The following is a 22,247-nucleotide window of genomic DNA, read 5'->3' as shown; positions in this document are numbered from 1 at the left end:
AACAGATATCCGGCCGATATCCGGCCTGCGACATTAACGCTTCGAGAACTGGAAGCTGGCACGAGCACCTTTTCGGCCATACTTTTTCCGTTCCACAACTCGACTGTCACGTGTAATGAAACCAGCCTTCTTCAGCACGCCACGCAGATTTGAATCCGCGACAAGAAGCGCGCGCGTTATACCATGTTTAATCGCGCCAGCCTGACCAGAGGCCCCGCCGCCACTCACATTAACAAAGACATCGAACTTACCGGAATTATCGGTCAGTTCAAACGGTTGACGCACCACCATCTTCGACGTCTCGCGACCGAAGTATTCATCAAGTGTACGCTTGTTAACAACAAATTCGCCAGAACCAGGCTTGATCCATACCCGGGCTACAGACGCTTTTCTTCTACCAGTTGCATAAAACCTTTGATCGGCCATTCGGCTATCTCCTGATTATCGTCTTAAATAGCGAGTTCTTTGGGTTGTTGTGCTGCATGCGGATGCTCAGTGCCGGCGTATACTTTCAATTTACTGAGCATCTGGCGTCCCAGGGTATTCTTGGGAAGCATCCCCTTGACAGCCGTTTGAAGCAGCATTTCAGGTTTTTTTTGCAACAGATCACTCGCATTGATCGAACGCAGACCGCCCTGAAAACCCGTGTACCGATGGTACATCTTGGCATTCATCTTATTCCCGGTCAATCTTACCTTTTCTGCATTGACGACAATAACAAAATCCCCAGTGTCAACACTCGGGCTATAAATTGCCTTATGCTTGCCACGTAAAATACGGGCAATTTCGGTTGCGGCACGGCCGAGAACCTTGTCCTCAAGATCGACCACATACCATGCTCTTTTAATGTCTTGCTCTTTAGCGATTTCGGTACTCATCGCGTTCCTCTCCAGTAAACTGTATCTGCTACGGGTTGCGGGGCTCACAAAGCGAAGAATCTAGCTGACAAGCCCCGGGTTGTCAAGCTCTTTTTCTTACGGCCAACGGGACAAACTAAAGCTTGCCTAAGACTCGAGACCCCCAATTAACAGGAGTCACCTCAATCACACTGCTTAATATAAATATACGTCAGCTTGACTCCTCAGGCTCAAGCAAGTAATCCGGGTAATAAACCTGCTGCAGACAAAGTCCCTTCGCGGGTGCATTCAAGCGGGTTTCGTCCACAACGCCCTGGGATAAAAGCCGTCGAACATCACTTAGTGCTCGCTTTCCTGCCCCGATCTGAACCAGGGTGCCGACCATCATACGCACCATGTGGCGTAAAAATCCGCTCCCTCTCACGTCAAGATGAACAAAGTCACCATCTTCCACGAGTTCTACCGAGTCAATGCGGCGGATAGTCGTCTTGGCACTACAGCCAGAACCGCGGAAAGCAGCGAAGTCGTGTTCACCTATAAAATCTCGCGCGGCAAGTCGCATCAACTCCAAATCAAGAGGCTTTGTAAAATGCCAGCCAAAGCGTTGGCAAAGTGGCGAACGGACCGGCGCCAGATAGATGCTGTACCGGTACCATTTTCCGATGGCACTAAAGCGAGCATGAAATCGATCAGCAACTTTACGGACCCGACGCACGGCAATATCAGCAGGTAAGCGTTGATTAACGCCGTGCAGGTAAGCGGCCAGGGGAAGAATGTGATCCACAACAAAGTGGACAACCATGCCCCGGGCATGAACGCCGGCATCCGTCCGCCCAGAAGAATAAACCGTCACCGGTCCGCCACAAAGATCGCCAAGGGCCTCTTCTACCCGTTGCTGAATGCTCTGACCGTTGGTCTGGTACTGCCAGCCCACATACGCACCGCCATCAAATTCCAGCCACAACGCAATGACCGCCATGCTATAAACTCCAGCACAGTGCGACAAATATCAGACCGACACCAAAACCCAGTGAATCACGTCGATGCCAAACAGAGAGTTCAGAGCTATCTACCAGTTTTTTTTCTCCTCGTGCAACGGATTGAGCCAGTTGATCTGCTTGCCCAACCAGAGCCAGAACAGCCTCCCCCAAAGACTTCGCCAAAACTTGAAAACGCTGAATCAGAGTGCGTCGATCGGCCTGCCTGGCCTGCTCAACAAGAGGCGCTCCCAATTGGAATACCTGCGGCAAAAAATGAAGAACCAAAGCCAGCAGCCCCCCCGCCTCCTCAACAGGCAGGCCCAGACGCCCTAATGGTGACAAGACTTTGGCAGCTCCCCAGGCGACTGCAGAAGGAGTGGTGATCAGAGAGAAAAAGAGGGTAAAAAAAAGGGCCAGAACCAATTGCAAATCAACCATCAACCCACGCAATAATCCATCATAAGAGAGCATTCTCAAACCGAAGAGGACACGTCCAGGCGTTAAGAAAACATGCACGAGGAGTGTAAATAACAATAGCCAGCGGATATATTTAAGATGCTGAATGAATTTATTAAAAAGTGAAGGCTGCCAAAAGAGCAGGCCTGCCACCAAGGCTCCCACCAATAAAAGGGAGCGAAACCCAGAGGCCGAAAAAATGGTGATGACCAGGATCAGGAGCAGTACGAGCTTCAACCGTGGATCATACTGCTGAAGCAGGCTGGACATCGAACGACCTTTCCAAGGGAAAAGGCGTCACCTCCGGATCAAGGTGGCTGCGCAAAAGAAATGATATCCCCGCGACGTTATGACCGAAGCAGGGGCGTATAATTTGATAAGGACTAATCAGAGGCAGGCAATAATTGCATCGCCCATCGCGGCAGTATTTACTTTCTTCTCGCCAACCTGACCCTGATAAATATCCCCGGTACGGAACCCGGCCTGCAGAACTTTTTCAACCGCGAGTTGGATTGCATCGGCGGCCTCGATCATTCCGAAAGAGTGACGCAACATCATTGAGGTCGACAGTATTTGCGCGATTGGATTGGCGATCCCCTGCCCGGCAATGTCTGGGGCACTTCCCCCTGAAGGTTCATACATGCCAAAGGTTCCCTCGGCAAGTGAAGCACTTGGCAGCATTCCGAGGCTACCAGTCAACATCGCGGCTTCATCCGACAAAATATCCCCGAAAAGATTGCCACAAAGGATAACGTCAAACTGTTTGGGCCACTTTACCAACTGCATCGCGGCATTATCGACATACATGTGGGTCAATTTAACATCAGGGTAATCTTTGGAAACCCGTTCGACAACCTCGCGCCAGAGAACCGAAGTCGACAAGACATTGGCCTTATCGATGGAAACCACCCGTTTATCCCGTTTGCGAGCTGTCTCGAAGGCCACGCGGGCAATCCGCACAATCTCGCTCTCGCGATAGAGCATGGTATCAAAACCCTTGCGCTCGCCATTCTCGATCTCGATGCCCTTAGGCTGCGAAAAGTAGATCCCACCGGTTAATTCACGCACCACCAGAAGATCAAAACCGCCCGCAATAACCTCCTCCTTCAAGCTTGAAGCCCCGGTCAGCGCCGGGAAAATGATGGCAGGTCGCAGATTACAGAAGAGCCCGAAAATTTTACGCAGGGGCAACAAGGCACCACGCTCTGGTTGCTCATCAGGAGGCAGATTCTCCCATTTAGGGCCACCAACACTGCCGAACAGAATCGCGTCAGAATTCTTGCAGACGTTGATGGTGGTCTCGGGCAGAGCTTTCCCTTCACGATCTATGGCAATACCGCCGACATTCGCAGCGGTTCGTTCAAACCTGACCTGAAATTTGTTTTCAATGGCGTCCAGCACCTTTAGTGCTTCGGCCATCACCTCGGGACCAATACCGTCACCGGAAAGAATTGCAATCTTATGGGTAGCCACCATAACCGTTTCTCTCTTTCTTTATCGGGATCAAATAAAAATAAACACACAATAAACTAAAAAACCCCTAATTATCCGGGAGTTGGAGCGGACCAACTATAGGTATCCGATAAAAAATTGTCAAACCCTTTCTCCCCTGACTCTGCCATTTGAGTCTGGACCAACATCAAAGAAACCAGGCCTGTACAGCCACCCCTGGCACTGTTAAGATGCCCGACGAAACCATCACCAAGCACCAGGAGGCCATTTTGCTAAAAGTATTCTTCACCATAGCCATGCTATTAATTTCACTTCCAGCGTCAGCCTTTATGCCCGGCTCTGAGGGCTGCGGAGCCGGAAGCTGCATAGACTGTCACACCCTCTCATCAGCAGAAGCAAACGACATCCTCAAGCAGATTGAAGGCGAAGTCGTCGGCGTCTCCCCTGCCGAAGTTCCTGGTCTCTGGAGGATTGACATGCGAATGAAGGGAAAGACCTGGCCACTGTATCTTGATTATTCAAAATCGTACCTGATTTCTGGAAATGTCATTCAACTCGACAGCCGTCAGAATCTCACTGAAAATCATTATCGAGAGCTCAACCCGATCGATATTGCAAGTATTCCGCTCGATGACGCCCTCCTTCTAGGTGACCCCTTGGCCAGGATAAAGATCATCGTCTTTACAGACCCCCATTGCCCCTATTGCAGCAAGCTGCACCAGGAGCTCAAAAAGGCCCTCGAAGTTCGTCCTGATATAGCCTGGCTGATCAAACTGATGCCGATCAAGAAAGGCTCAAGGGAGGCTGCCGAAACGATTCTCTGCGAAAAATCGTTGTCCCTTCTGGACGACGCCTTTGCCGGGCATCAGCTTGCCCCTCCTGGCTGTAAGAACAAATCAATCGACATGACATTGAAAATTGCAGCAGAACTTGGAATTCACAGCACTCCGACCCTGATTATGCCAAACGGACAGATGCTTCCAGGATACAAAAAGCTCGACCAGCTGTTACAGGCGGTCGATGAAAATACACCGGCACAAAATGCGAGCATCGAGAAAAAACCCAACCAGCACACCAGTGGGGCCGTTCCCAAATAGTTTCAGCTCCCACATAAAAAGCCGTCGCCGCCGGCTGTAAATCCGTACAGGAGGTGAACACCCTTGGTGGCCCCTCTTGCGACCCAAGAATCAAGGCGTATCGCCTACAAGGCCCCTTGTCGACAGGTATTATTGGAGTTACTTGCTCTTTCCTCTGGGGAAAACCAGATCAAGTTGACCAAAAACACACCTGATGTGTTGCGGTGACTCAATAAACTCATCACCATCAATTTGAACCGGAAGGTTTACCGCCGAAAGATGGAACTGAACCGATTCGACTCGCCGCACCGCACCAAAAAAACGTTCATGGAAAAGAATTCTCAACCAAAAAAACAGTAACGCAAAGCGTCCGGGACGATCGACGATACAGGCAACCAGGCCAGGCTTTTCTAATCCAGCCGTCGGGGCCATAACAAAACGCCCTCCGTAAAGTCTTATATTACTGATAATCGTGTGCCATGCTCTAATTTCCACCCCTTCATCGGTTATCAGGGTAAAGGGTTCAGGATGAAACCAAATAAAGGCCCGCAATGCTGCGACCAGATAGGCAAACTTTCCTGTTATTCGCTTTAACCGAGAGCTCACCCCTCTGACGGCGGCTGCATCAAACCCGAGACCTGCCATCATAAGAAACTTATACTCAGCCGTCTCTGCAAGCCAAACAGGTCTTGCCTCCCCTTCAATCGCGATCCGGCAGGCCGCAGAGACCTTGGTGGGAACCCCCATTTCAAGAGCCATGACGTTCGCTGTGCCTAATGGGATAAAAGCCAAGGGGATACCACGACCTGCCAGACCGTTGGCGACTTCATTCAATGTGCCATCACCTCCGGCCGCGATCACCAGGTCAAATTCGTCTGCATTTGATTGCGCAGCTTCGACTGCTGCATCTCCAGATTTTCCTGTCAGATATAATTCGACCTGGGCTCCAGTCTCCTCCAGAAAACGTACGACCTGGCAGATTTTCGGCCTGGCATTACCTCCCGAAATGGGATTGGCAATCAGTTTGACTCTTTTTTGCATAACTTAAATCCACGAACAAAAATAACTGTCACAATGAAAAGTAAAGGATACCGCGAAAACAATTTTAACTGAGGCGGTGGATAAAAAAAGGCGAGCCCGAAGGGCCCGCCTTTTTTTATCCATCAGTGATTTTCAATTCAACCAGCAATCGTCTTGATGTACTCGCGGTTGAGTTTGGCAATAAACTTAACGCTGATCCCCTTGGGACAGGACGCTTCGCATTCAAGGTGATTGCTGCAGTTACCGAAGCCGGCAGCCTGCAACGTGTCGGTCATGTTCTTGACCCGGGCCTTGGCTTCGTGCTGACCCTGCGGAAGAACCGCAAGTTGAGCCACCTTGGCACTGGTGAAAAGCATCGCCGAACTGTTAGGGCAACCCGCTACGCAGGCTCCACAACCGATACATTCAGCGGCGTCCATGGCATAATCAGCAACCGGCTTACCAATCGGGTGGGCGTTACCGTCAGGCACTCCTCCGGTATGGCAGGAGACATAGCCCCCAGCCTGCATGATGGTGTCGAGAGCGGTGCGGTCAACAATCAAGTCTTTGATCACCGGGAAAGCACGGGCGCGCCAGGGCTCGATGAAAATTTCATCGCCATCCTTGAACGAACGCATATGCAACTGACAAACAGTGGTGCGATCCTGACCACCATGAGGTTTGCCATTGATAACCTGTGAACACATACCGCAGATCCCCTCGCGGCAGTCGTGATCGAAGACTATTGCCTGTTTGCCCGATTTAATCAGACCTTCATTGACCTCATCGAGCATCTCAAGGAAAGACATGTCAGCACTGACATCCTTGGCAGGATAGGTTTCAAGTGTCCCTTTATCTTTAGGCCCGGCCTGGCGCCAAACGTGAAGTGTAAGATTCATTATTTATAGCTCCTCACGGCAAGATGTATATTGTCAAACTTCAGCGGTTCCTTGTGCAGCTCAGGGGCCTTGTCGTTCCCCTTGAACTCCCAGGCCCCAACGTAAGCGAAGTTCTCATCATCACGCGTCGCTTCACCATCATCGGTCTGGTGCTCGGTTCGGAAATGCCCACCGCAGGACTCTTCACGGTGCAAGGCGTCGGTCGCAAGGATTTCACCGAATTCGAGGAAATCCGCCAACCGGCCGGCGTTTTCAAGTTGCTGATTCAATTCAGTCCCTGTCCCGCTGACATTGACGTTATTCCAGAACTCTTCACGAATTTCCGGAATACGTTGCAGAGCGTGCTTAAGACTAACTTCGCTGCGAGCCATGCCCACATCTTCCCACATGACCTTGCCGAGTTCACGATGTAGTTCACTAACAGTCTTCTTGCCTTTGATATTGAGCATTTTATCAATATCTGCCTGAACCTGCTCTTTCGACTCCTTGAACGCCGGGTGTTCGTCAGTGATTACACCAGGTTTTACCGTCGCCAGATAACCCGCGATGGTGTAAGGAATGACGAAGTAACCATCGGCCAGACCCTGCATCAGAGCCGAGGCACCGAGGCGGTTTGCCCCGTGAACCGAGAAGTTTGCCTCACCTAGTACAAACAGACCTGGGACGTTGCTCATCAGGTTGTAGTCAACCCAGAGCCCACCCATGGCGTAGTGCGGTGCCGGGTAGATCCGCATCGGACGCTTGTAGGCGTTCTCATCGGTAATTTTTTCATACATTTCAAAGAGATTGCCGTAACGCTCCTTGATAGTGTGCTCACCAACGCGTCCGATAGCCGTAGCGTAATCAAGGTAAACACCGCGTTTTCCTGGTCCAACGCCACGCTCATCATCACACTGCTCCTTTGCCGCACGTGATGCGATATCGCGTGGAGCCAGGTTGCCGAATGATGGGTATTTCCGTTCAAGATAGTAGTCACGATCTTCTTCAGCGACATCGCCTGGAGCCTTATCGCAATCCTCCTTTTTCTTGGGTACCCAGCAGCGGCCATCATTTCGCAGAGACTCGGACATCAGGGTCAGTTTCGACTGATGATCACCGGTCTGCGGGATACAGGTCGGATGGATCTGCGTGTAGCAGGGGTTAGCCATGAAGGCGCCTTTTTTAGCGGCTTTCCAAGCGGCCGTGACACTACAGCCCATGGCATTGGTCGACAGATAGAAAACATTTACATAGCCACCGGTTGCCAGAATAACGGCATCTCCCCAAAAAGATTTAATTTCTCCGGTGATCATATCGCGACAGGTAATCCCCTTGGCGACACCGTCCACAACAACCAGGTCAAGCATCTCAGTCCGCTCGTTCATGGTGACGGTACCGGCCTTAACCTGACGGGACAACGCAGAATATGCACCTAGAAGCAGTTGCTGACCTGTCTGCCCACGGGCGAAGAAGGTCCGAGAAACCTGAGCACCACCAAAAGAACGATTATCCAGATAACCGGCATAGTCGCGAGCAAAGGGCACGCCCTGAGCGACACACTGGTCGATAATATTGTTCGAGACCTGAGACAAACGCCAGACGTCAGCCTCGCGGGCCCGGAAGTCACCACCTTTGATGGTGTCATAAAAGAGACGATAGATACTGTCACCATCGTTCGGATAGTTCTTGGCCGCGTTGATCCCGCCCTGAGCCGCAATCGAGTGAGCGCGACGCGAACTATCCTGATAGCAGAAGGCTTCAACATTATAGCCAAGCTCACCAAGAGAGGCCGCTGCAGCGCCACCGGCGAGGCCGGTACCGACAACCAGAATCTTGAATTTACGTTTATTGGAGGGATTGACCAGTTTCATATCGAAACGGTGCTTATCCCAAGTTTTTTCAATAGGACCAGTGGGTGTTTTTCCGTCGAGAATCACAATAAACCCCCTAAATGTTCACAAAGCGAGCAAGGATAAAAACAGGAATAGCGACATAAGCCAAAAGGTAACCGACCGCGAGAAGTTTACCGCAGAGAGAGACCTTTTCCAGGCTGGGGCCATTATTCAAACCGAATGTCTGTACAAAGCTTGAAAGTCCATGGGTCAGATGAAGAAACAGGGCAATCATTCCAACAATATAGACCAGCGAAATAAAAACCTTCTGGAAGCTTAAGACCACCATAGTGAAGACATCCGGACGCATCATGGCATCGAGCGGCAGGTTATGCGCCGAAATCTCTGGATTGGTAATCTGTAGAGTAAAGTGCAGCAGATGGTAGATCAAAAAAGCGAGCAAAATGAGCCCGGTGTAGAGCATCGATTCGCTGGAGAAGGTGGTCTTCATCCGGCTTTTGATCGAATAATTGATCGGATTGGCGGTACGGTTCTCCAGAGATAATTGTACACCTAAGGTGATGTGTACCGCGAAGAGAACCAACATGATCAGGCGAAAAACCCAGACCAGAGCCCCCAGGCTGTGCAAATGTACGGCATAGGCATTGATGCCGTCAGGCCCGGCAAAAATTGACAGATTGCCGAGCAGGTGGACAGTCACGAACCCGACCAAGAGCAGGCCGGTCACCGCCATCAGAATCTTTCGTCCCACAGTACTTTGTAGTAAATGCATAATTCAATCCCTCAAAAAAGTGAATGATTGCCGATCGAAGAGCCTGGCCCTTCAACCCAACCGCTGCGCAAAATCCGGGCGACTCATACCCATTTAAGCTGTTTCCTCCTGAAGTTGAGTCTCGACTGACTGCTGGCGGACCGCGCCAGCTTCACTTCCTCCTGCTCATGGACAGAATCTCTTCATAAAAGGAGGAGCGCAGCGAATGAAAATTAGTTAACCCGGTCAAATCCCCCGGATAGGCTCAACAAGCTTACAATGTATTGAAGCGTATACTGTATACTAAACATCGTTATAAAATAAAAGCTCAATTCACCAAGATATGCGATTTCTAATTGAACATAAGATCAGACCATGAGGCTACAGATTCGTGCAAGCCCCTGCTGGAGGACTTTTAGTTTTTCCTGAGTCGATAATAATTTTGCCCTGTCTTTCTCAAGCACCTGCGGAGGGGCGTTGGCGATAAATTTTTCGTTCGAGAGCTTAGCGAAGAAGAAATCAACATCTTTCTGAACCTTGGCGATCTCTTTCTCCAGACGCTCTTTCTCTTCAGCCAGATCGATCAACCCCGCCAGGGGAATTAATACTTCAACGTCGCCCGCAACCTGCGTTGCTGATTCAGCCGGGCGTTCAATGCCAACGCCGACAATCAGGCTTTCGACCCTGGCCAGAGAACAGATATAACGCTCCCCTTCAATAATTGCCTCAGCGGTTTGCCGACTCCGGCAGTCGAGACTGACTGCAATCTTGCGGCCGGGAGGAACATCAAGTTCGCCACGGATATTTCGGATAGCTTTAACGACCTCCATGACCAGATCCATTCGCGCCACAGCCTCGGCATTGGTCTGTCCATTGAGGCAAGAGGGGAAGGTCGCGCGCATGATCGTCTCTGTCGACCTCACCCCTGGCAGGGCCTGCCAGATCTCCTCCGTCACAAACGGAATAAACGGATGCAACAAGCGCAATAACCCTTCGAGGACGGTATAGAGAACCAATTGGACTCGCCGTTTTGCTAACTGGTCGTCTCCATAGAGGCTGTCCTTGGCAAGCTCAACATACCAGTCACAGAACTCATGCCAGGTAAAAGAGTAGAGCGCACTCGCAGCATCATTAAACTTATAGTTGGCCAGACAGCTGTCCACCTCGACCGCGGCGCGATTAAAACGATCAATAATCCATTGGTCGGCCAGGCTCAGTTCATAATCGGACAAGGTAGAAGAAGCAGGATCGAATTCTTCCAGGTTCATCAAGGCAAAACGACTGGCATTCCAGAGTTTGTTAATGAAGTTGCGATAGCCCCCGATACGATCGGTCGACAACTTGATATCACGCCCCATCGCAGCGAAGGCCGCTAAAGTAAAGCGGAAGGCATCCGCACCATATTCATCGACCACGGTCAGGGGGTCGATAACGTTCCCCTTACTCTTACTCATCTTCTGCCCCTGTGCATCGCGCACCAGGGCATGGATATAGACCTCATTGAAGGGGACCACATCCATAAACTTGATCCCCATCATCATCATGCGCGCAACCCAGAAGAAGAGGATATCAAAACCGGTCACCAGGCAGGAGGTCGGGTAGAACTTCTCGAGGACGGTGGTATTTTCTGGCCAGCCCATGGTCGAAAACGGCCAGAGCGCCGATGAGAACCAGGTATCGAGGACATCGGTTTCCTGCTGCAGAGCAGCAGAGCCGCAATAGCAACAGACGCTGGCGTCTTCCCGACTGACGGTAATTTCACCACAATCGTCACAGAACCAGGCGGGAATGCGGTGACCCCACCAGATCTGGCGGCTCACACACCAGTCTTGAATATTATTCATCCACTCGAAGTAGGTTTTCTCCCACTGCGCGGGCAGAACCTTAGTCTTGCCGCTCTCAACCGCTTCGATTGCTTTCTCCGCCAACGGGGCGACGGCCACATACCACTGCTTGCTCATATAAGGCTCGATGACTGTTCTGCAGCGGTAGCATTCCCCGACAGCGTTGGCATAGTCATCAATTTTCTCCAACAGGCCCAGTCGTTCAAGATCTTCGACGATTTTCCCTCGTGCAACCGAACGATCAAGCCCTTGATAGTCTCCGCCGTTCTCGTTGATATTCCCCGACTCATCAAGGACATTGATCACTTCAAGATTATGGCGCTTGCCAATTTCGAAATCGTTAAAATCATGTGCCGGGGTGATTTTAACCGCTCCTGACCCGAAGGTGCGATCAACATATTCATCGGCGATAACCGGGATTTCTCGATCTGTAAATGGCAACTTGACCGTTTTTCCGATCAGGTCGGCATATCGTTCATCTTCGGGATGAACAGCAACCGCGGTATCACCCAGCATGGTTTCGGGTCGGGTCGTAGCAACAATAAGCACCCGATCAGTTCCGACGACAGGATAACGCAGGTGCCAGAGATGGCCCTTTTTATCTTCGTGCTCGACTTCCAGGTCAGACAGGGCGGTATGGCAACGTGGGCACCAGTTGATCAAACGATTAGCGCGATAGATAAGTCCATCTTCGTAGAGGTGGACGAAGACTTCACGTACTGCTTTAGACAACCCCTCATCCATGGTGAAACGCTCACGTTCCCAGTCACAGGACGCACCGAGACACTTGAGTTGATTGATAATTTGACCGCCAGATTCTTCACGCCATTTCCAGACACGCTCAACAAACTTCTCACGACCGAGTTGATGTCGATCGAGACCTTCGCTGGCGAGTTGCCTCTCAACTACATTCTGGGTTGCAATCCCGGCATGATCGGTCCCTGGCATCCATAGAACTTCGTGTCCCGTCATCCGCTTCCAGCGACACAAAATATCCTGCAGGGTGTTATTCAGGGCATGTCCCATATGCAGGACACCAGTAACATTCGGAGGCGGAATAACGATCGAATAGGGAGGCAATGATGAGTTTTCATCGGCGCGAAAATATCCGTTTGCTTCCCAATGCTGATACCATTTCTGTTCAACCTGCTGGGGCTCGTACCCCTTGGGTAATTTATCCATTTGCACTGTTTATCCTCATATTATTTTGCCCGGCAATCATTCAAGTTGTGCCGGGCAGATACGACAAAGGGGGAAGACAGAACAAGATATATTGTTCTGTCTTCCCCCCCCGGGGTGTTCAGCTTAGCTGTTCAGTTCACCGGGAAGGTCAAGCCGCTCCATCTTTGATTTTGCGGATCTCGTCCTTGATCATGCTTTCGGCCAAGTCCGGCACGACCTCCCATATAATCTCTTCGAGCATCCGAGTTGCGAGTCTCTCGATAACAGGGCCAGCGACCCGTTTAACAATATCTTCAAGGACAGAAGGATCAAGTTTCGCCAACTGGGCTGCAATCTGATCAGTGTCAGGGGCAGGAGTATCAACCTTATCTATAAGACTTGGCTCGTCTGAGAACGCAAACTCATCGTCAAGGTTCTCTTCAAAAGCGTCCTCATAGTCAGGGAATTCCGACACTATATCACCAGAGACCTCGACTGCTGCAGGCTCAACCTCGGCCACCGGTTCGACATGGCTCGGGGCCGCAAAATCAACAATCGTCTCCACCGGAGAATCAGGGAATTCGAAATCGTCCGGAGTACTCGCTGGTAAATCGGCTGAACTCTCTTCGATAACGGCATCATCCTCAAGCTCGAAAATATCCTCTTCACCGAGTTCGAGGATGTCATCGTCAAGATCCTCGTCAACCAGAGCTGGTTCCTCTTCGACCAGAGCGGGTTCCTCTTCAACCAGGGCGGGCTCCTCTTCAACCAGGGCGGGCTCCTCTTCAACCAGGGCGGGCTCCTCTTCAACCAGGGCGGGCTCCTCTTCAACCATGGCGGGCTCCTCTTCAACCAGGGCGGGCTCCTCTTCAACCAGGGCGGGCTCCTCTTCAACCAGGGCGGGCTCCTCTTCCACCAGAGCGGGTTCTTCTTCAACCAGGGTCGGTTCCTCGTCAACCAGGGTCGGTTCCTCGTCAACCAGGGCGGGATCCTCGTCAACCGGGGCGGACTCAATCTCTGCCGGGGTATCAAAAGAGATCAGATCGTCAACCTTTTCGTCCGCGATTGAAAGTGAGTTGATCTCGGAACGAAGATCCTCTTCTTCGAAGGTCACTGCATCCCAGATATCATCTCCGGCATCTGAAGATGATTCCTCGACAGCAGGGATATCAAAATTGATCGGCGTAGCCACCGACGCAGGTTCTGGTGAGGCAAAACTGACGATATTGTCTGCCGCAGAACTGAGCTCATCAAGGGGGTTAATGTTTTCCGCGTCAGGAGAATCAAAGGTTTCAAGCTCTGGGGGTGCTTCAACCGCGAAAGGCTCAGGCGTCTCGAAACTGACCGATTCATCTTCAAAAAAATCAGGAGCATCAAAGCCGACAGATTCAAACGTCTGACCTTTCTCCTCATCCTCAGCAATAGTATCCTCAAACGCAACAGGTTGGTCGGACACCATTGCCGCAGTTGCCATTGACGGCGCCTGAGCAGAAGCCGCAGCGAGAAGATCTTCAACTTTCGTAATCAGGGATTGAGATTCAAAAGGCTTAGTTAACCAGCCATCAGCACCAGCAGCAAGAGCTTTCTTTTCATCAAAGTTCTCGAAAGTACCGGGTAGCAGGAGGACCGGAATTTGACTTAAGCCGGGATCGTTTTTTATATCTCGACAGAGTTCAAGTCCATCCTTCCCCGGCATACCAATATCAGCAATGACCAGGTCCGGAAATTCCTTGCGCGCCAGAGCAAGGGCCTCATCACCGTTGTCGGCGATCAGAAGTTGATAGTTCAGATTAGCGAAAACAATTCCGACAACCTTCTGGATCGTCAGACTGTCATCGGCCAGAAGCAGCTTTTTCAACATTCGAGAACTCCTCGCACCAAGTATATGCCCCGAATAAAGCTCAGGGACGAATCAGGCTCATAGTAAAAGCGTCTACATCCAACACCAAATATTCCTTGCGGCGATAATTGATCGCCTCTGGCAAGAAACCGGCAAATCTCTCTGCCGCACCCAGCACACATCGATCTGCCGCAACAACTCCGATTGTTCCTTCAGCAGGAAGAGCAACGGTACCATACTCAGTAGCGACCAGAACCTTAAATTCCGCGGCCAGCGCCTTCCCTGCAGGGACCCCGGGGAACAAAGCTGACTCGACCAGAGGGATGATCTCATCATCAACCACTACCATCCCGGCCATCTCTTGCGGGATGAGAGGGATGAATTCAGACCTTGGGCTATCAAGTACGCGTAACAAGCGAACTAACGGAACAGCATAGCCGCGTTCCGCAAGACTGAAAAGACCAAACTTTTCGATCACTCTGGCTCCCCGCCATAGCATGCATCCAGATCAAGACATAAATAAGGAACCCCTTGATACAGACTGATTCGTTGAAAGCAACGCCACCCCTCTACGCGCAAAAGAGGGGGCACAGGAAGGTCTTTCATCTCAGCTTTCGAACAAAAACCTTCAACCCGATCGACAACCAACGCCCAACGCCCACCCAGACTGCTCAAAACCAAAAGGCTTTCTGCCTCGACGGGCAGAAGACTTAATCGGCCATACAATTCGACCACAGGAATCTGCGCTTGTCCAACAGTGAAAGCGTCAACAGTGACCAACGGGAAGTCAGGTTGTCTACACTCGTACAACGAATCGGTCTGATTACGAATCTCTATTAGTTCATTAAGGTAGAGGCAGAACCTTATCGTTCCGATACGAAATAGTAGCCGACGAGAGATTGCGTCCATACCTTGAAGCCAGTCAGGAAAATTGGTTCAATCCGCGCCTGAAAACGCGCTAACGCTAGCATATCGCTTTTCAGAGTGTCAAGTTTTTACCTTGGGAAAATCAAGGAGTTACCTCGATTCAAAGCGGTCTCCAAGGTTGCGGTAAAAACAAGCGACTGTAAAGCGCCAAAGCAAAACGATCTGTCATCCCGGCAATGAAATCCGCGACCGAAACCTCCAGAGAATCGCTCGAGTAACGTCGCCCACCCTCCCGTAAAAAAATGGCTTCGTTATCGATGAAAAAATTAAAAAGTTCGCGTAACATGCGCGAAGCCTTTACGAAATCACTATGAACAGCATCAGACTCATACACCCGTTCAAACAGCCAGGATCTGAGTGCCCGGATGGCTTCATCCATCTCTTCAGACAGACAGATTCGAGAACCCCCTACGGCCATCGACTGTTCAATCAGGTCGCTCACCATACGCCCTATCCGATGAGCATGCGTGTCACCAACCGCCCCGACGATAGAGGTGGGCAAATCGGTCTCCATAATGACACCGCCACGGATAGCATCATCCAGGTCATGATTGACATAAGCGATAATGTCTGCGAGGCGCACGATCTGCCCCTCCAGAGTTCCAGCCCGCGATTCATCCTCAGGTGCCAACAACGGTCCCCGCCCCTTGGAGTGACGAAGGATGCCGTCGCGCACCTCGTGAGTCAGGTTAAGGCCTTCTCCGTCCTTTTCAAGAAAATCAACAACTCTCAAACTCTGTGCAACATGCCGAAACCCACCAGGCATAAGTTCGTTAAGGACCCTTTCCCCCGCATGCCCGAAAGGAGTGTGTCCCAGATCATGTCCGAGCGCAATCGCTTCAGTTAAATCTTCATTAAGCTCCAGCGCCCTGGCTACTGTCCGGGCCACCTGAGAAACTTCCAGCGTGTGGGTTAACCGAGTCCGATAATGATCCCCCTCTGGAGATAGAAATACCTGTGTTTTATGTTTAAGCCTTCGAAAAGATTTAGAGTGAAGTATCCGGTCGCGATCATGCTGAAACAAGGTTCTCACTGTACAGAGAGGTTCAATTTTCAAGCGACCTAAAGAGTTAACACTATGGCAAGCATATGCTGAAAGATTTATTGCTTCACGCTTCTCAATATGTTTTCTGATATTCATAAATTGTCCATTTTCGATTAATGCAGGACTTAAATTTGCCAAAAAATACGAGTTTAAAAAGAAAAGAAAATGCCGAACTATTATTTTTTGAATATTTTTAGATGAAATAATAAAATAAACTTGATTTTAACCATAAATACGTTAAAAAGAATACTCTGCATTAAACAGGAAACGATCAAGACGGCTCAATTTATACCAATAATAAGGAGATAACAGATGGCGACACCAACAGAGCTTGCAGCTCAAATCCTTTCGGCCCACCTGTCCAAGACAGAAATGTCAAAAGATGAAATGTTTGCGGAACTCACAGAACTGCATAACACGCTTACCGCTCTTGAGCGTGGAGAAGTTCCTACCGCAGCGGATGAAGGAACTGAAAGCCCCTCCATCAGTCGCAAAAAAGCCTTCGGCAAAGATAAAATTTTTTGCATGATTTGTGGTAAAGGATTCAAAACCCTTTCACGCCATCTACGTACCGCGCACGACACCACCCCTAAAGAGTATCGCGTTCAATTTGAGATCCCCACAAGCCAGTCACTTGCATCCCGTAATTACTCGGAAAGTCGGCGTCAGATGGCAGTGGACAGAGGCCTGGCAGACAACCTTGCCAAGGCACGTGCCAACAAGAAGAAAAAATAATCCCCGACAAATTCGATTTAAAAGAGCGCCCTTCTTAAATAAAAGGCGCTCTTTTAAATCGGTATCTATTCGACCTTAAATGGGACTCTAGCCAATTCATTTCCTGCGTCATCAAGAATTCGAACCTCCCATTCTCCTTTCCACGCCGGAAACATTTTCTTTGAAGAATAGGTCCTCCAGTTTGCTGATTTGACCGGCAGCCTGACCCGGGCCATCTCATCCCCCTGATACAGCCAGACATGTTCAATGCTGGTGTCGGCGGTCGCACCCTCAACCCTTGAAAAGCAATAAAGCTTTCCGAGTTGAGCAGGGTAAACCTCAACCTTGTCGACTGGCACACGGTCAACAACCTTTGTAGTAATAACAGCCCCAGATACCGTCAACGCAAAAGCCGAAAGTGGAAAAACCAGCAGTGCAAGAATGGTCAGGATATATCGCTTCATCATTTTCTTCTCCCTGTCGTAGGCCGCTAGAACCACGGCTTTTGGATTGACCTAAAAAACGCTGGACAGTACATGCTCAGTCGCATCTCAACGAATCAAAAAAATTAGCTCCCGTCTTCATTCCAAGTCCGAAAATATAACCAATTGTCGCAGCAACATCGGAAAAACTTGCTCGCTCCCCAAGAAACCGTCCGCAATCGAACTGTTGCGACCAAGCGAGCAATGGAACGTACTCGCGGCTGTGATCAGTTCCCGGTGTCGTCGGATCACAGCCATGATCCGCAGTAATCAAAAGCAAATCGGCAGAATTTAAAGCCTGCAAGACTGCGGGAAGTTGCTGATCGAACTCGGTCAAGGCTCGCGCGAACCCCTTGCTATCGAGTCGGTGACCATAAAGCATATCGAAATCCACGAGATTAACAAATATCAACCCCTCCTTCAGAGAGAATAATTCTCGCTGCAACCTCTGCATCCCGTCACTGTTATTCCGAGTAGGCAGGCTCCGATCAAGACCCCGCTCGGCAAACAAATCACCGACTTTCCCGATGCCGCAAGTGGGAAACCCGGCCGCCTGCATGAGATCCAAAACTGTCGTCCCTTCAGGTTCGATCGGAAAGTCATGACGACGCGCAGTGCGCATAAAATTTTCTTCAGAATCCCCGACAAATGGACGCGCTATCACTCGACATACCCCGTAAGGCCGTAACATTTCGAGGGTCTGTATACAAAGTCGATAGAGTTGCGCAGGCGGCAACACATCCTCGTGGGCTGCGATCTGAAAAACCGAATCACTACTGGTATAAACAATGGGACGCCCGCTTAAAAGATGCTCTGCCCCTAATAACCGTAAAATATCCGTCCCGCTGGCCGCAATATTCCCCAACGGTTCAATTCCGGCTAAAACCGAAAACTTATCAATGATCTCAGCTGGGAACCCCTGAGGAAAAGAGGGAAATGGGACCGATTTGACCAGACCTGCAATCTCCCAGTGTCCAGTGATTGAATCCTTCCCAGCGCTCAGTGAGGCCATCTTGCCCCAGGAAGCCTGTGGTTGGTCTGTGGGAGGAACACCTTTGATCTGGCAAATGTTCCCCAGCCCCAGCTTTTGCAGGTTCGGCAAGCCAAATTCATCCACGGCCTCTGCAACGTGGGGAAGAGTAGCGGCCGCGGCATCACCATAGCTTGCGGCATCCGGCAGAGCGCCAACCCCGACGCCATCCAGAACAATCAGCACGACCCGCTTGAAATCACGATGCGTTTTCATAGGGAAGCGACCCATTGCCGCATAATTTCGACCCCGGAACTGGTGCCGATCCGGCTCGCTCCGGCCACGGACATAAGACGCAGGTCATTTAATGATTTAATTCCTCCTGCAGCCTTGACCCCGATCCGACCCTGAGCCGTTTCGGCCAATAAATGCACGTCCTCAACTTTGGCACCGGAGGGACCGAACCCGGTCGAGGTTTTGACATAAGCAGCACCGGCGCGCACAACCGCATCGGTCAATGCAATTTTTTGTAGTCTGTCAAGATAGCAACATTCAATGATGACCTTGACTTTTGCCCCGGCCGAAGCCAGAACAATCTGCGCGATCTCATCCTCGACCCGTGCAAACTCTCCAGACAGGGCCAGTCCAATCGAAATCACCATATCAATTTCAGTACAACCCAGGCTCCCCAGCTCCTCAGTCTGCCGCACCTTGGATGTGGTGCTGTCATAACCACAAGGAAAGCCAACCACACTGGCAACCGCCGTTTCCGAGCCGTAAAGACAGGCAACAGCACGCTCAACAAAGGCCGGGGGGACACACACAGCCGCAAACCCCCATTCGACCGCCTCTTCACACAGCTGTTCAATCTGCTTCAGCGTGGTCTGAGGCTTGAGCAGGGTATGATCAATCAGCCGAGCTGGATTCAGAATCGACATCTCAGGAACGATAATCGGCGTTGATCTTGACATAATCATAGGTCAAATCAGAGGTATAGTAACTCGCCGTTGCATCCCCCTGATGCAGATCAATGGTCACGCAAAATTCAGCCTGCTTCAAAACGGCGGTAGCAGGCGCTTCGATGTGCGGGCCGACATACAGCCCCGCTGAGGCCACCATGACCTGATCAAAAAGGATATCGATCATATCCGGATTAATCTCAACTCCGGCATAGCCTACCGCAGCAATAATCCGACCCCAGTTAGCGTCCTCACCAAAGAATGCCGTCTTGACCAGAGATGAGGTTGCAACGGTCTTGGCGATACTACGCGCGGCGCTCGGATTTTGTGCTCCGACAACCTTGATTTCGGCCAGTTTGGTAGCTCCCTCGCCATCACGAACAATCATTTTTGCCAGATCAAGCAGCAGCTGAAGCAAATTTTCAGCAAATTGCTTTTCGTCATCACTCTCAGGTTTTATTTCAGCCCCGGAAGCGCCATTGGCCAACAACAACACCAGGTCGTTGGTCGAAGTATCTCCATCGACCGTGATGGCATTAAAACTGTTGTCAACTGCCGGTTTAAGCAGCCGCTGCAACTGCTTGCAGCCGAGGGCGGCATCGGTCACAACAAATCCAAGCATGGTCGCCATATTCGGATGAATCATGCCGGCACCTTTTGCCACCCCCAGCAACGTATACGGAGTTCCGGCAACAGATCCGTTCACGCACGAAATTTTCGTATAACGATCCGTTGTCATCATCGCCCTGGCGACATCTGCAACCTCTTGGGTCTCAAGCCCTGCTACAAGTTTCGGCATTGCCGCCACAAAAGGTTCAAGCGGCATGGGTTGACCGATGACACCGGTCGATGCGACCGCCACCAGGTCAGGGTCGAGTCCGAGGGCGCGTGCAGTCAAGGTGACGCAATCTTCGGCAGTCTTTAAACCTGAAGCCCCTGTACAAGCGTTGGCGTTCCCGCTGTTGACCAAAATAGCCTGACATTTCCCCAGAGCAATTCGTGGTTTGGTGACCTGCAAGGGTGCAGCAATGACCAGATTTTGAGTAAAAACACCCGCACAGTTCGCCGGAGTTTCAGAGAGGATCAGACCGAGATCAAGCTTGCCGCTTTTTTTTATACCGCTGGCCAGGGCAGCATAACGATACCCCTTGGGAGAGATTATTTTATCCATCACTTTAATCCTCAAAATTCAATGGAGCCGCTGGAAGAAAAGCGAGGCTACCCTGTGAGCAGCCTCGCGATATATTGCCTTTCATTGTAATCCAAAAAAGTCAGTCGCGCAAAGTCCCATAACTCTCTTCACTCGGCAACAACAGGCCAAATGAGGCGCCCTCCCCTTCTTTTGACTCAAGAAAGACTCGGCCCTTCATTTTAGAAATCACGACGCGCACTAAAGAGAGTCCAATTCCCACTCCATGAGGCTTTTCCGTATTAATATCGCCCAACTGAGTATAGGAATCAAAGATCGTCGCTTTGGCTTCAGGAGGGATAGTCACACCATCATTCTGAATCTGCAGGTAGGCAAACTCGAGTCCGTCGATTTCGCGTCTTTCCACCCGAACTGAGAGATCCCCCCCCTCACGATTAAACTTGACTGCGTTGTCCAGCAAGGCGTTCAAGGCGATGCCGAACTTTTCGGAGTCACCATAGATCTCTGGCAGATCTTCATCAATCGCGACCTTAACCTTCAACCTGGCGCGTTCGATCCGCTTACCATGGTACTGAAAGGCCTCACTGACCGCCCAACCCAGGTTGAACGCCTTCCATTTCCACGGTTCACGTTCGGATTCGATCGAAAACAGCCGCAGCATGCTGGTGATCAGCCCGCCTAACCGCACACCTTCTTCACGCGCCTGACTCAAATAATCTTTCAGGTCCTCCTCGGAAAGTCGCCCGTAAAAGGTCAGGGCCAGGTCAACAAACCCCATGATTGAAGTCAGGGGCGTCTTCAACTCATGAGACAGATTACAGACCAGCCTGGTGCGTGCCAGATTGAGTTTGACCAGGTCGGCATTCGTCCGCTCAAGGGTCCGTGCCTGCTGACGAAGGCTAGTGACGAGTTTGAAGTTCTCCATCGCCAATGCGACCTGATGCGCAATGGCCATCAGTAAATTTTGATCTTCAGCGTCGAACGCCCCCCCAGAGCGCTTATTGTTGACGTTGATAACCCCCAGGGTCTTTTCGCGGTACAAAATCGGCACCGAAAGCAGGGACTGATTTTTGTAGCGCTCCCCACCAACCAACGCTTCGAAACGATCATCAAAACTGATGTTCTGAATCAGCACCGGTTCACGCAACTGAAAGACATGGCCGGCAATCCCTTCGCCTGGCGCAACCAGTACCGAGTTCACAATTTCGGGGGAAAGCCCCCGAGCAGCTGAAATCCGCAGTAGCTTATCTTCGCCGACAATCATCAATGAAGCGATCTCGACACCAGCCGAAAGGACTATCGAGTCAAGGATTTGCTCAAACAGCTCCTGCAAGTCGCTGCCAGCACTCGCGGACTCCCCGACCTGCTTTAAAAGAACCAGATCGGCCATGCGCCGTTGCGCTTCGATCCGAGCCTTTTGCTGATTAATCGCCGTGTAATAGGCGGTGACTCCCCGCTGAGCGGCATTCAGAACCTCTCCGGAAGCAAATGGTTTAACCAGAAAGTCGAGCGCCCGTTCGCGCATGACTTCACGCGCGGTATCAAAGCTCTGTTGTCCCGAAATTATTATCACCTGGACCTCGGGGGTCTGCTGTTTGATCTGACGTAGAACCTCAACCCCGTTTATTTCTGGCAGGAGAATGTCGCAGAAGACGACCGCGACTTGCTCATGGGCAAGAATCCCAGGTACGTCCTTGCCGGATTCGGTGCGTAACACCCGATAACCACGATCCTCGAGAATTTCCTGTAACAGATCAAGGATCAACGGAGCATCATCAACCAGCAGAACCGCCGGTTCGGAATCGAGTTTCAGATTGCTCATTCTCGGGTCA

Annotated in this window: 20 protein-coding genes; 2 read left to right on the top strand and 18 right to left on the bottom strand. The window is 50.9% G+C overall.

The genetic code is table 11. From position 1 onward, the window contains the following. Nucleotides 1–33: 33 nt before the first annotated feature. From rpsI to leuB, 5 genes are all read right to left on the bottom strand, one after another. Nucleotides 34–426, bottom strand: coding sequence for a 30S ribosomal protein S9 (gene rpsI, locus D888_RS0105880; protein WP_020675616.1), 393 nt, complete (start codon nt 424–426; stop codon nt 34–36). Between the two features lie 23 nt (nt 427–449). Continuing rightward, nucleotides 450–878, bottom strand: a complete 429-nt coding sequence (gene rplM / locus D888_RS0105875; protein ID WP_020675615.1) for a 50S ribosomal protein L13 — start codon at nt 876–878, stop codon at nt 450–452. Nucleotides 879–1,068: 190 nt separating this feature from the next. Beyond that, nucleotides 1,069–1,836 (bottom strand): tRNA pseudouridine(38-40) synthase TruA, encoded by a 768-nt coding sequence (truA, locus tag D888_RS0105870; protein WP_020675614.1) that lies wholly within the window; start codon nt 1,834–1,836, stop codon nt 1,069–1,071. 1 nt (nt 1,837) lies between these two features. Next, nucleotides 1,838–2,563, bottom strand: a complete 726-nt coding sequence (locus D888_RS0105865; protein ID WP_020675613.1) for a CbiQ family ECF transporter T component — start codon at nt 2,561–2,563, stop codon at nt 1,838–1,840. A 117-nt stretch (nt 2,564–2,680) separates the two neighbouring features. Continuing rightward, a complete protein-coding gene (gene leuB, locus D888_RS0105860; RefSeq protein ID WP_020675612.1) occupies nt 2,681–3,769 on the bottom strand; it encodes a 3-isopropylmalate dehydrogenase in 1,089 nt (362 codons plus the stop codon). Between the two features lie 245 nt (nt 3,770–4,014). On the opposite strand from leuB, the gene D888_RS20830 reads away from it, so the two are divergent. Then, nucleotides 4,015–4,842: a DsbC family protein gene (locus D888_RS20830; protein ID WP_169513268.1), complete on the top strand. Its 828-nt coding sequence runs from the start codon at nt 4,015–4,017 to the stop codon at nt 4,840–4,842. A 138-nt stretch (nt 4,843–4,980) separates the two neighbouring features. On the opposite strand, the gene D888_RS20825 is transcribed toward D888_RS20830, so the two are convergent. The 8 genes from D888_RS20825 to D888_RS0105810 all read right to left on the bottom strand — a co-directional run bounded on the left by D888_RS20825 (nt 4,981) and on the right by D888_RS0105810 (nt 16,236). Further along, nucleotides 4,981–5,862 carry a diacylglycerol/lipid kinase family protein gene (locus tag D888_RS20825; RefSeq protein WP_020675610.1) on the bottom strand — a complete coding sequence of 294 codons (882 nt, stop codon included), beginning with the start codon at nt 5,860–5,862 and terminating at the stop codon, nt 4,981–4,983. A 137-nt stretch (nt 5,863–5,999) separates the two neighbouring features. Beyond that, on the bottom strand, nt 6,000–6,740 hold the full coding sequence (locus D888_RS0105845) for a succinate dehydrogenase/fumarate reductase iron-sulfur subunit (RefSeq protein WP_020675609.1): 741 nt from the start codon (nt 6,738–6,740) through the stop codon (nt 6,000–6,002). Continuing rightward, nucleotides 6,740–8,656 (bottom strand): fumarate reductase/succinate dehydrogenase flavoprotein subunit, encoded by a 1,917-nt coding sequence (locus D888_RS0105840; protein ID WP_020675608.1) that lies wholly within the window; start codon nt 8,654–8,656, stop codon nt 6,740–6,742. The genes D888_RS0105845 and D888_RS0105840 overlap by 1 nt, the downstream gene beginning before the upstream one ends. A gap of 10 nt (nt 8,657–8,666) precedes the next feature. After that, entirely contained in the window at nt 8,667–9,344 is a 678-nt protein-coding gene (locus tag D888_RS0105835) for a succinate dehydrogenase cytochrome b subunit (RefSeq protein WP_026362238.1), read from the bottom strand. Nucleotides 9,345–9,691: 347 nt separating this feature from the next. After that, nucleotides 9,692–12,349, bottom strand: a complete 2,658-nt coding sequence (locus tag D888_RS0105830; RefSeq protein ID WP_020675606.1) for a valine--tRNA ligase — start codon at nt 12,347–12,349, stop codon at nt 9,692–9,694. A gap of 148 nt (nt 12,350–12,497) precedes the next feature. After that, nucleotides 12,498–14,189, bottom strand: a complete 1,692-nt coding sequence (locus tag D888_RS22945; RefSeq protein WP_020675605.1) for a response regulator — start codon at nt 14,187–14,189, stop codon at nt 12,498–12,500. Between the two features lie 40 nt (nt 14,190–14,229). After that, complete coding sequence (locus tag D888_RS0105820; RefSeq protein ID WP_020675604.1) at nt 14,230–14,646, bottom strand: chemotaxis protein CheW; 417 nt, start codon at nt 14,644–14,646, stop codon at nt 14,230–14,232. 549 nt (nt 14,647–15,195) lie between these two features. Then, on the bottom strand, nt 15,196–16,236 hold the full coding sequence (locus D888_RS0105810) for a deoxyguanosinetriphosphate triphosphohydrolase (protein ID WP_026362237.1): 1,041 nt from the start codon (nt 16,234–16,236) through the stop codon (nt 15,196–15,198). A gap of 216 nt (nt 16,237–16,452) precedes the next feature. Here D888_RS0105810 and D888_RS0105805 point away from each other — a divergent pair, with 216 nt between their 5' ends. Further along, the gene (locus tag D888_RS0105805; protein WP_020675601.1) at nt 16,453–16,875 is read left to right on the top strand and encodes a Ros/MucR family transcriptional regulator; all 423 of its coding nucleotides are present in this window, start codon (nt 16,453–16,455) and stop codon (nt 16,873–16,875) included. Between the two features lie 65 nt (nt 16,876–16,940). Here the strand turns inward: D888_RS0105805 and D888_RS0105800 are convergent, their stop codons facing one another. From D888_RS0105800 to D888_RS0105780, 5 genes are all read right to left on the bottom strand, one after another. Next, complete coding sequence (locus D888_RS0105800) at nt 16,941–17,321, bottom strand: DUF2914 domain-containing protein (RefSeq protein ID WP_020675600.1); 381 nt, start codon at nt 17,319–17,321, stop codon at nt 16,941–16,943. A gap of 73 nt (nt 17,322–17,394) precedes the next feature. Beyond that, on the bottom strand, nt 17,395–18,582 hold the full coding sequence (locus D888_RS0105795) for a phosphopentomutase (protein ID WP_020675599.1): 1,188 nt from the start codon (nt 18,580–18,582) through the stop codon (nt 17,395–17,397). Then, entirely contained in the window at nt 18,579–19,277 is a 699-nt protein-coding gene (deoC, locus tag D888_RS0105790) for a deoxyribose-phosphate aldolase (protein WP_245554995.1), read from the bottom strand. Before deoC ends, D888_RS0105795 begins: the two co-directional genes overlap by 4 nt. Continuing rightward, complete coding sequence (gene argJ / locus D888_RS0105785) at nt 19,246–20,424, bottom strand: bifunctional glutamate N-acetyltransferase/amino-acid acetyltransferase ArgJ (RefSeq protein ID WP_026362235.1); 1,179 nt, start codon at nt 20,422–20,424, stop codon at nt 19,246–19,248. Before argJ ends, deoC begins: the two co-directional genes overlap by 32 nt. A gap of 112 nt (nt 20,425–20,536) precedes the next feature. Continuing rightward, on the bottom strand, nt 20,537–22,237 hold the full coding sequence (locus tag D888_RS0105780; protein ID WP_020675596.1) for a response regulator: 1,701 nt from the start codon (nt 22,235–22,237) through the stop codon (nt 20,537–20,539). Nucleotides 22,238–22,247: the final 10 nt, after the last annotated feature.

It is taken from the genome of Geopsychrobacter electrodiphilus DSM 16401, from assembly GCF_000384395.1.
In the GTDB taxonomy this organism is placed as follows: Bacteria; Desulfobacterota; Desulfuromonadia; order Desulfuromonadales; family Geopsychrobacteraceae; genus Geopsychrobacter; species Geopsychrobacter electrodiphilus.
This window is presented reverse-complemented; position numbering and strand designations above follow the sequence as displayed.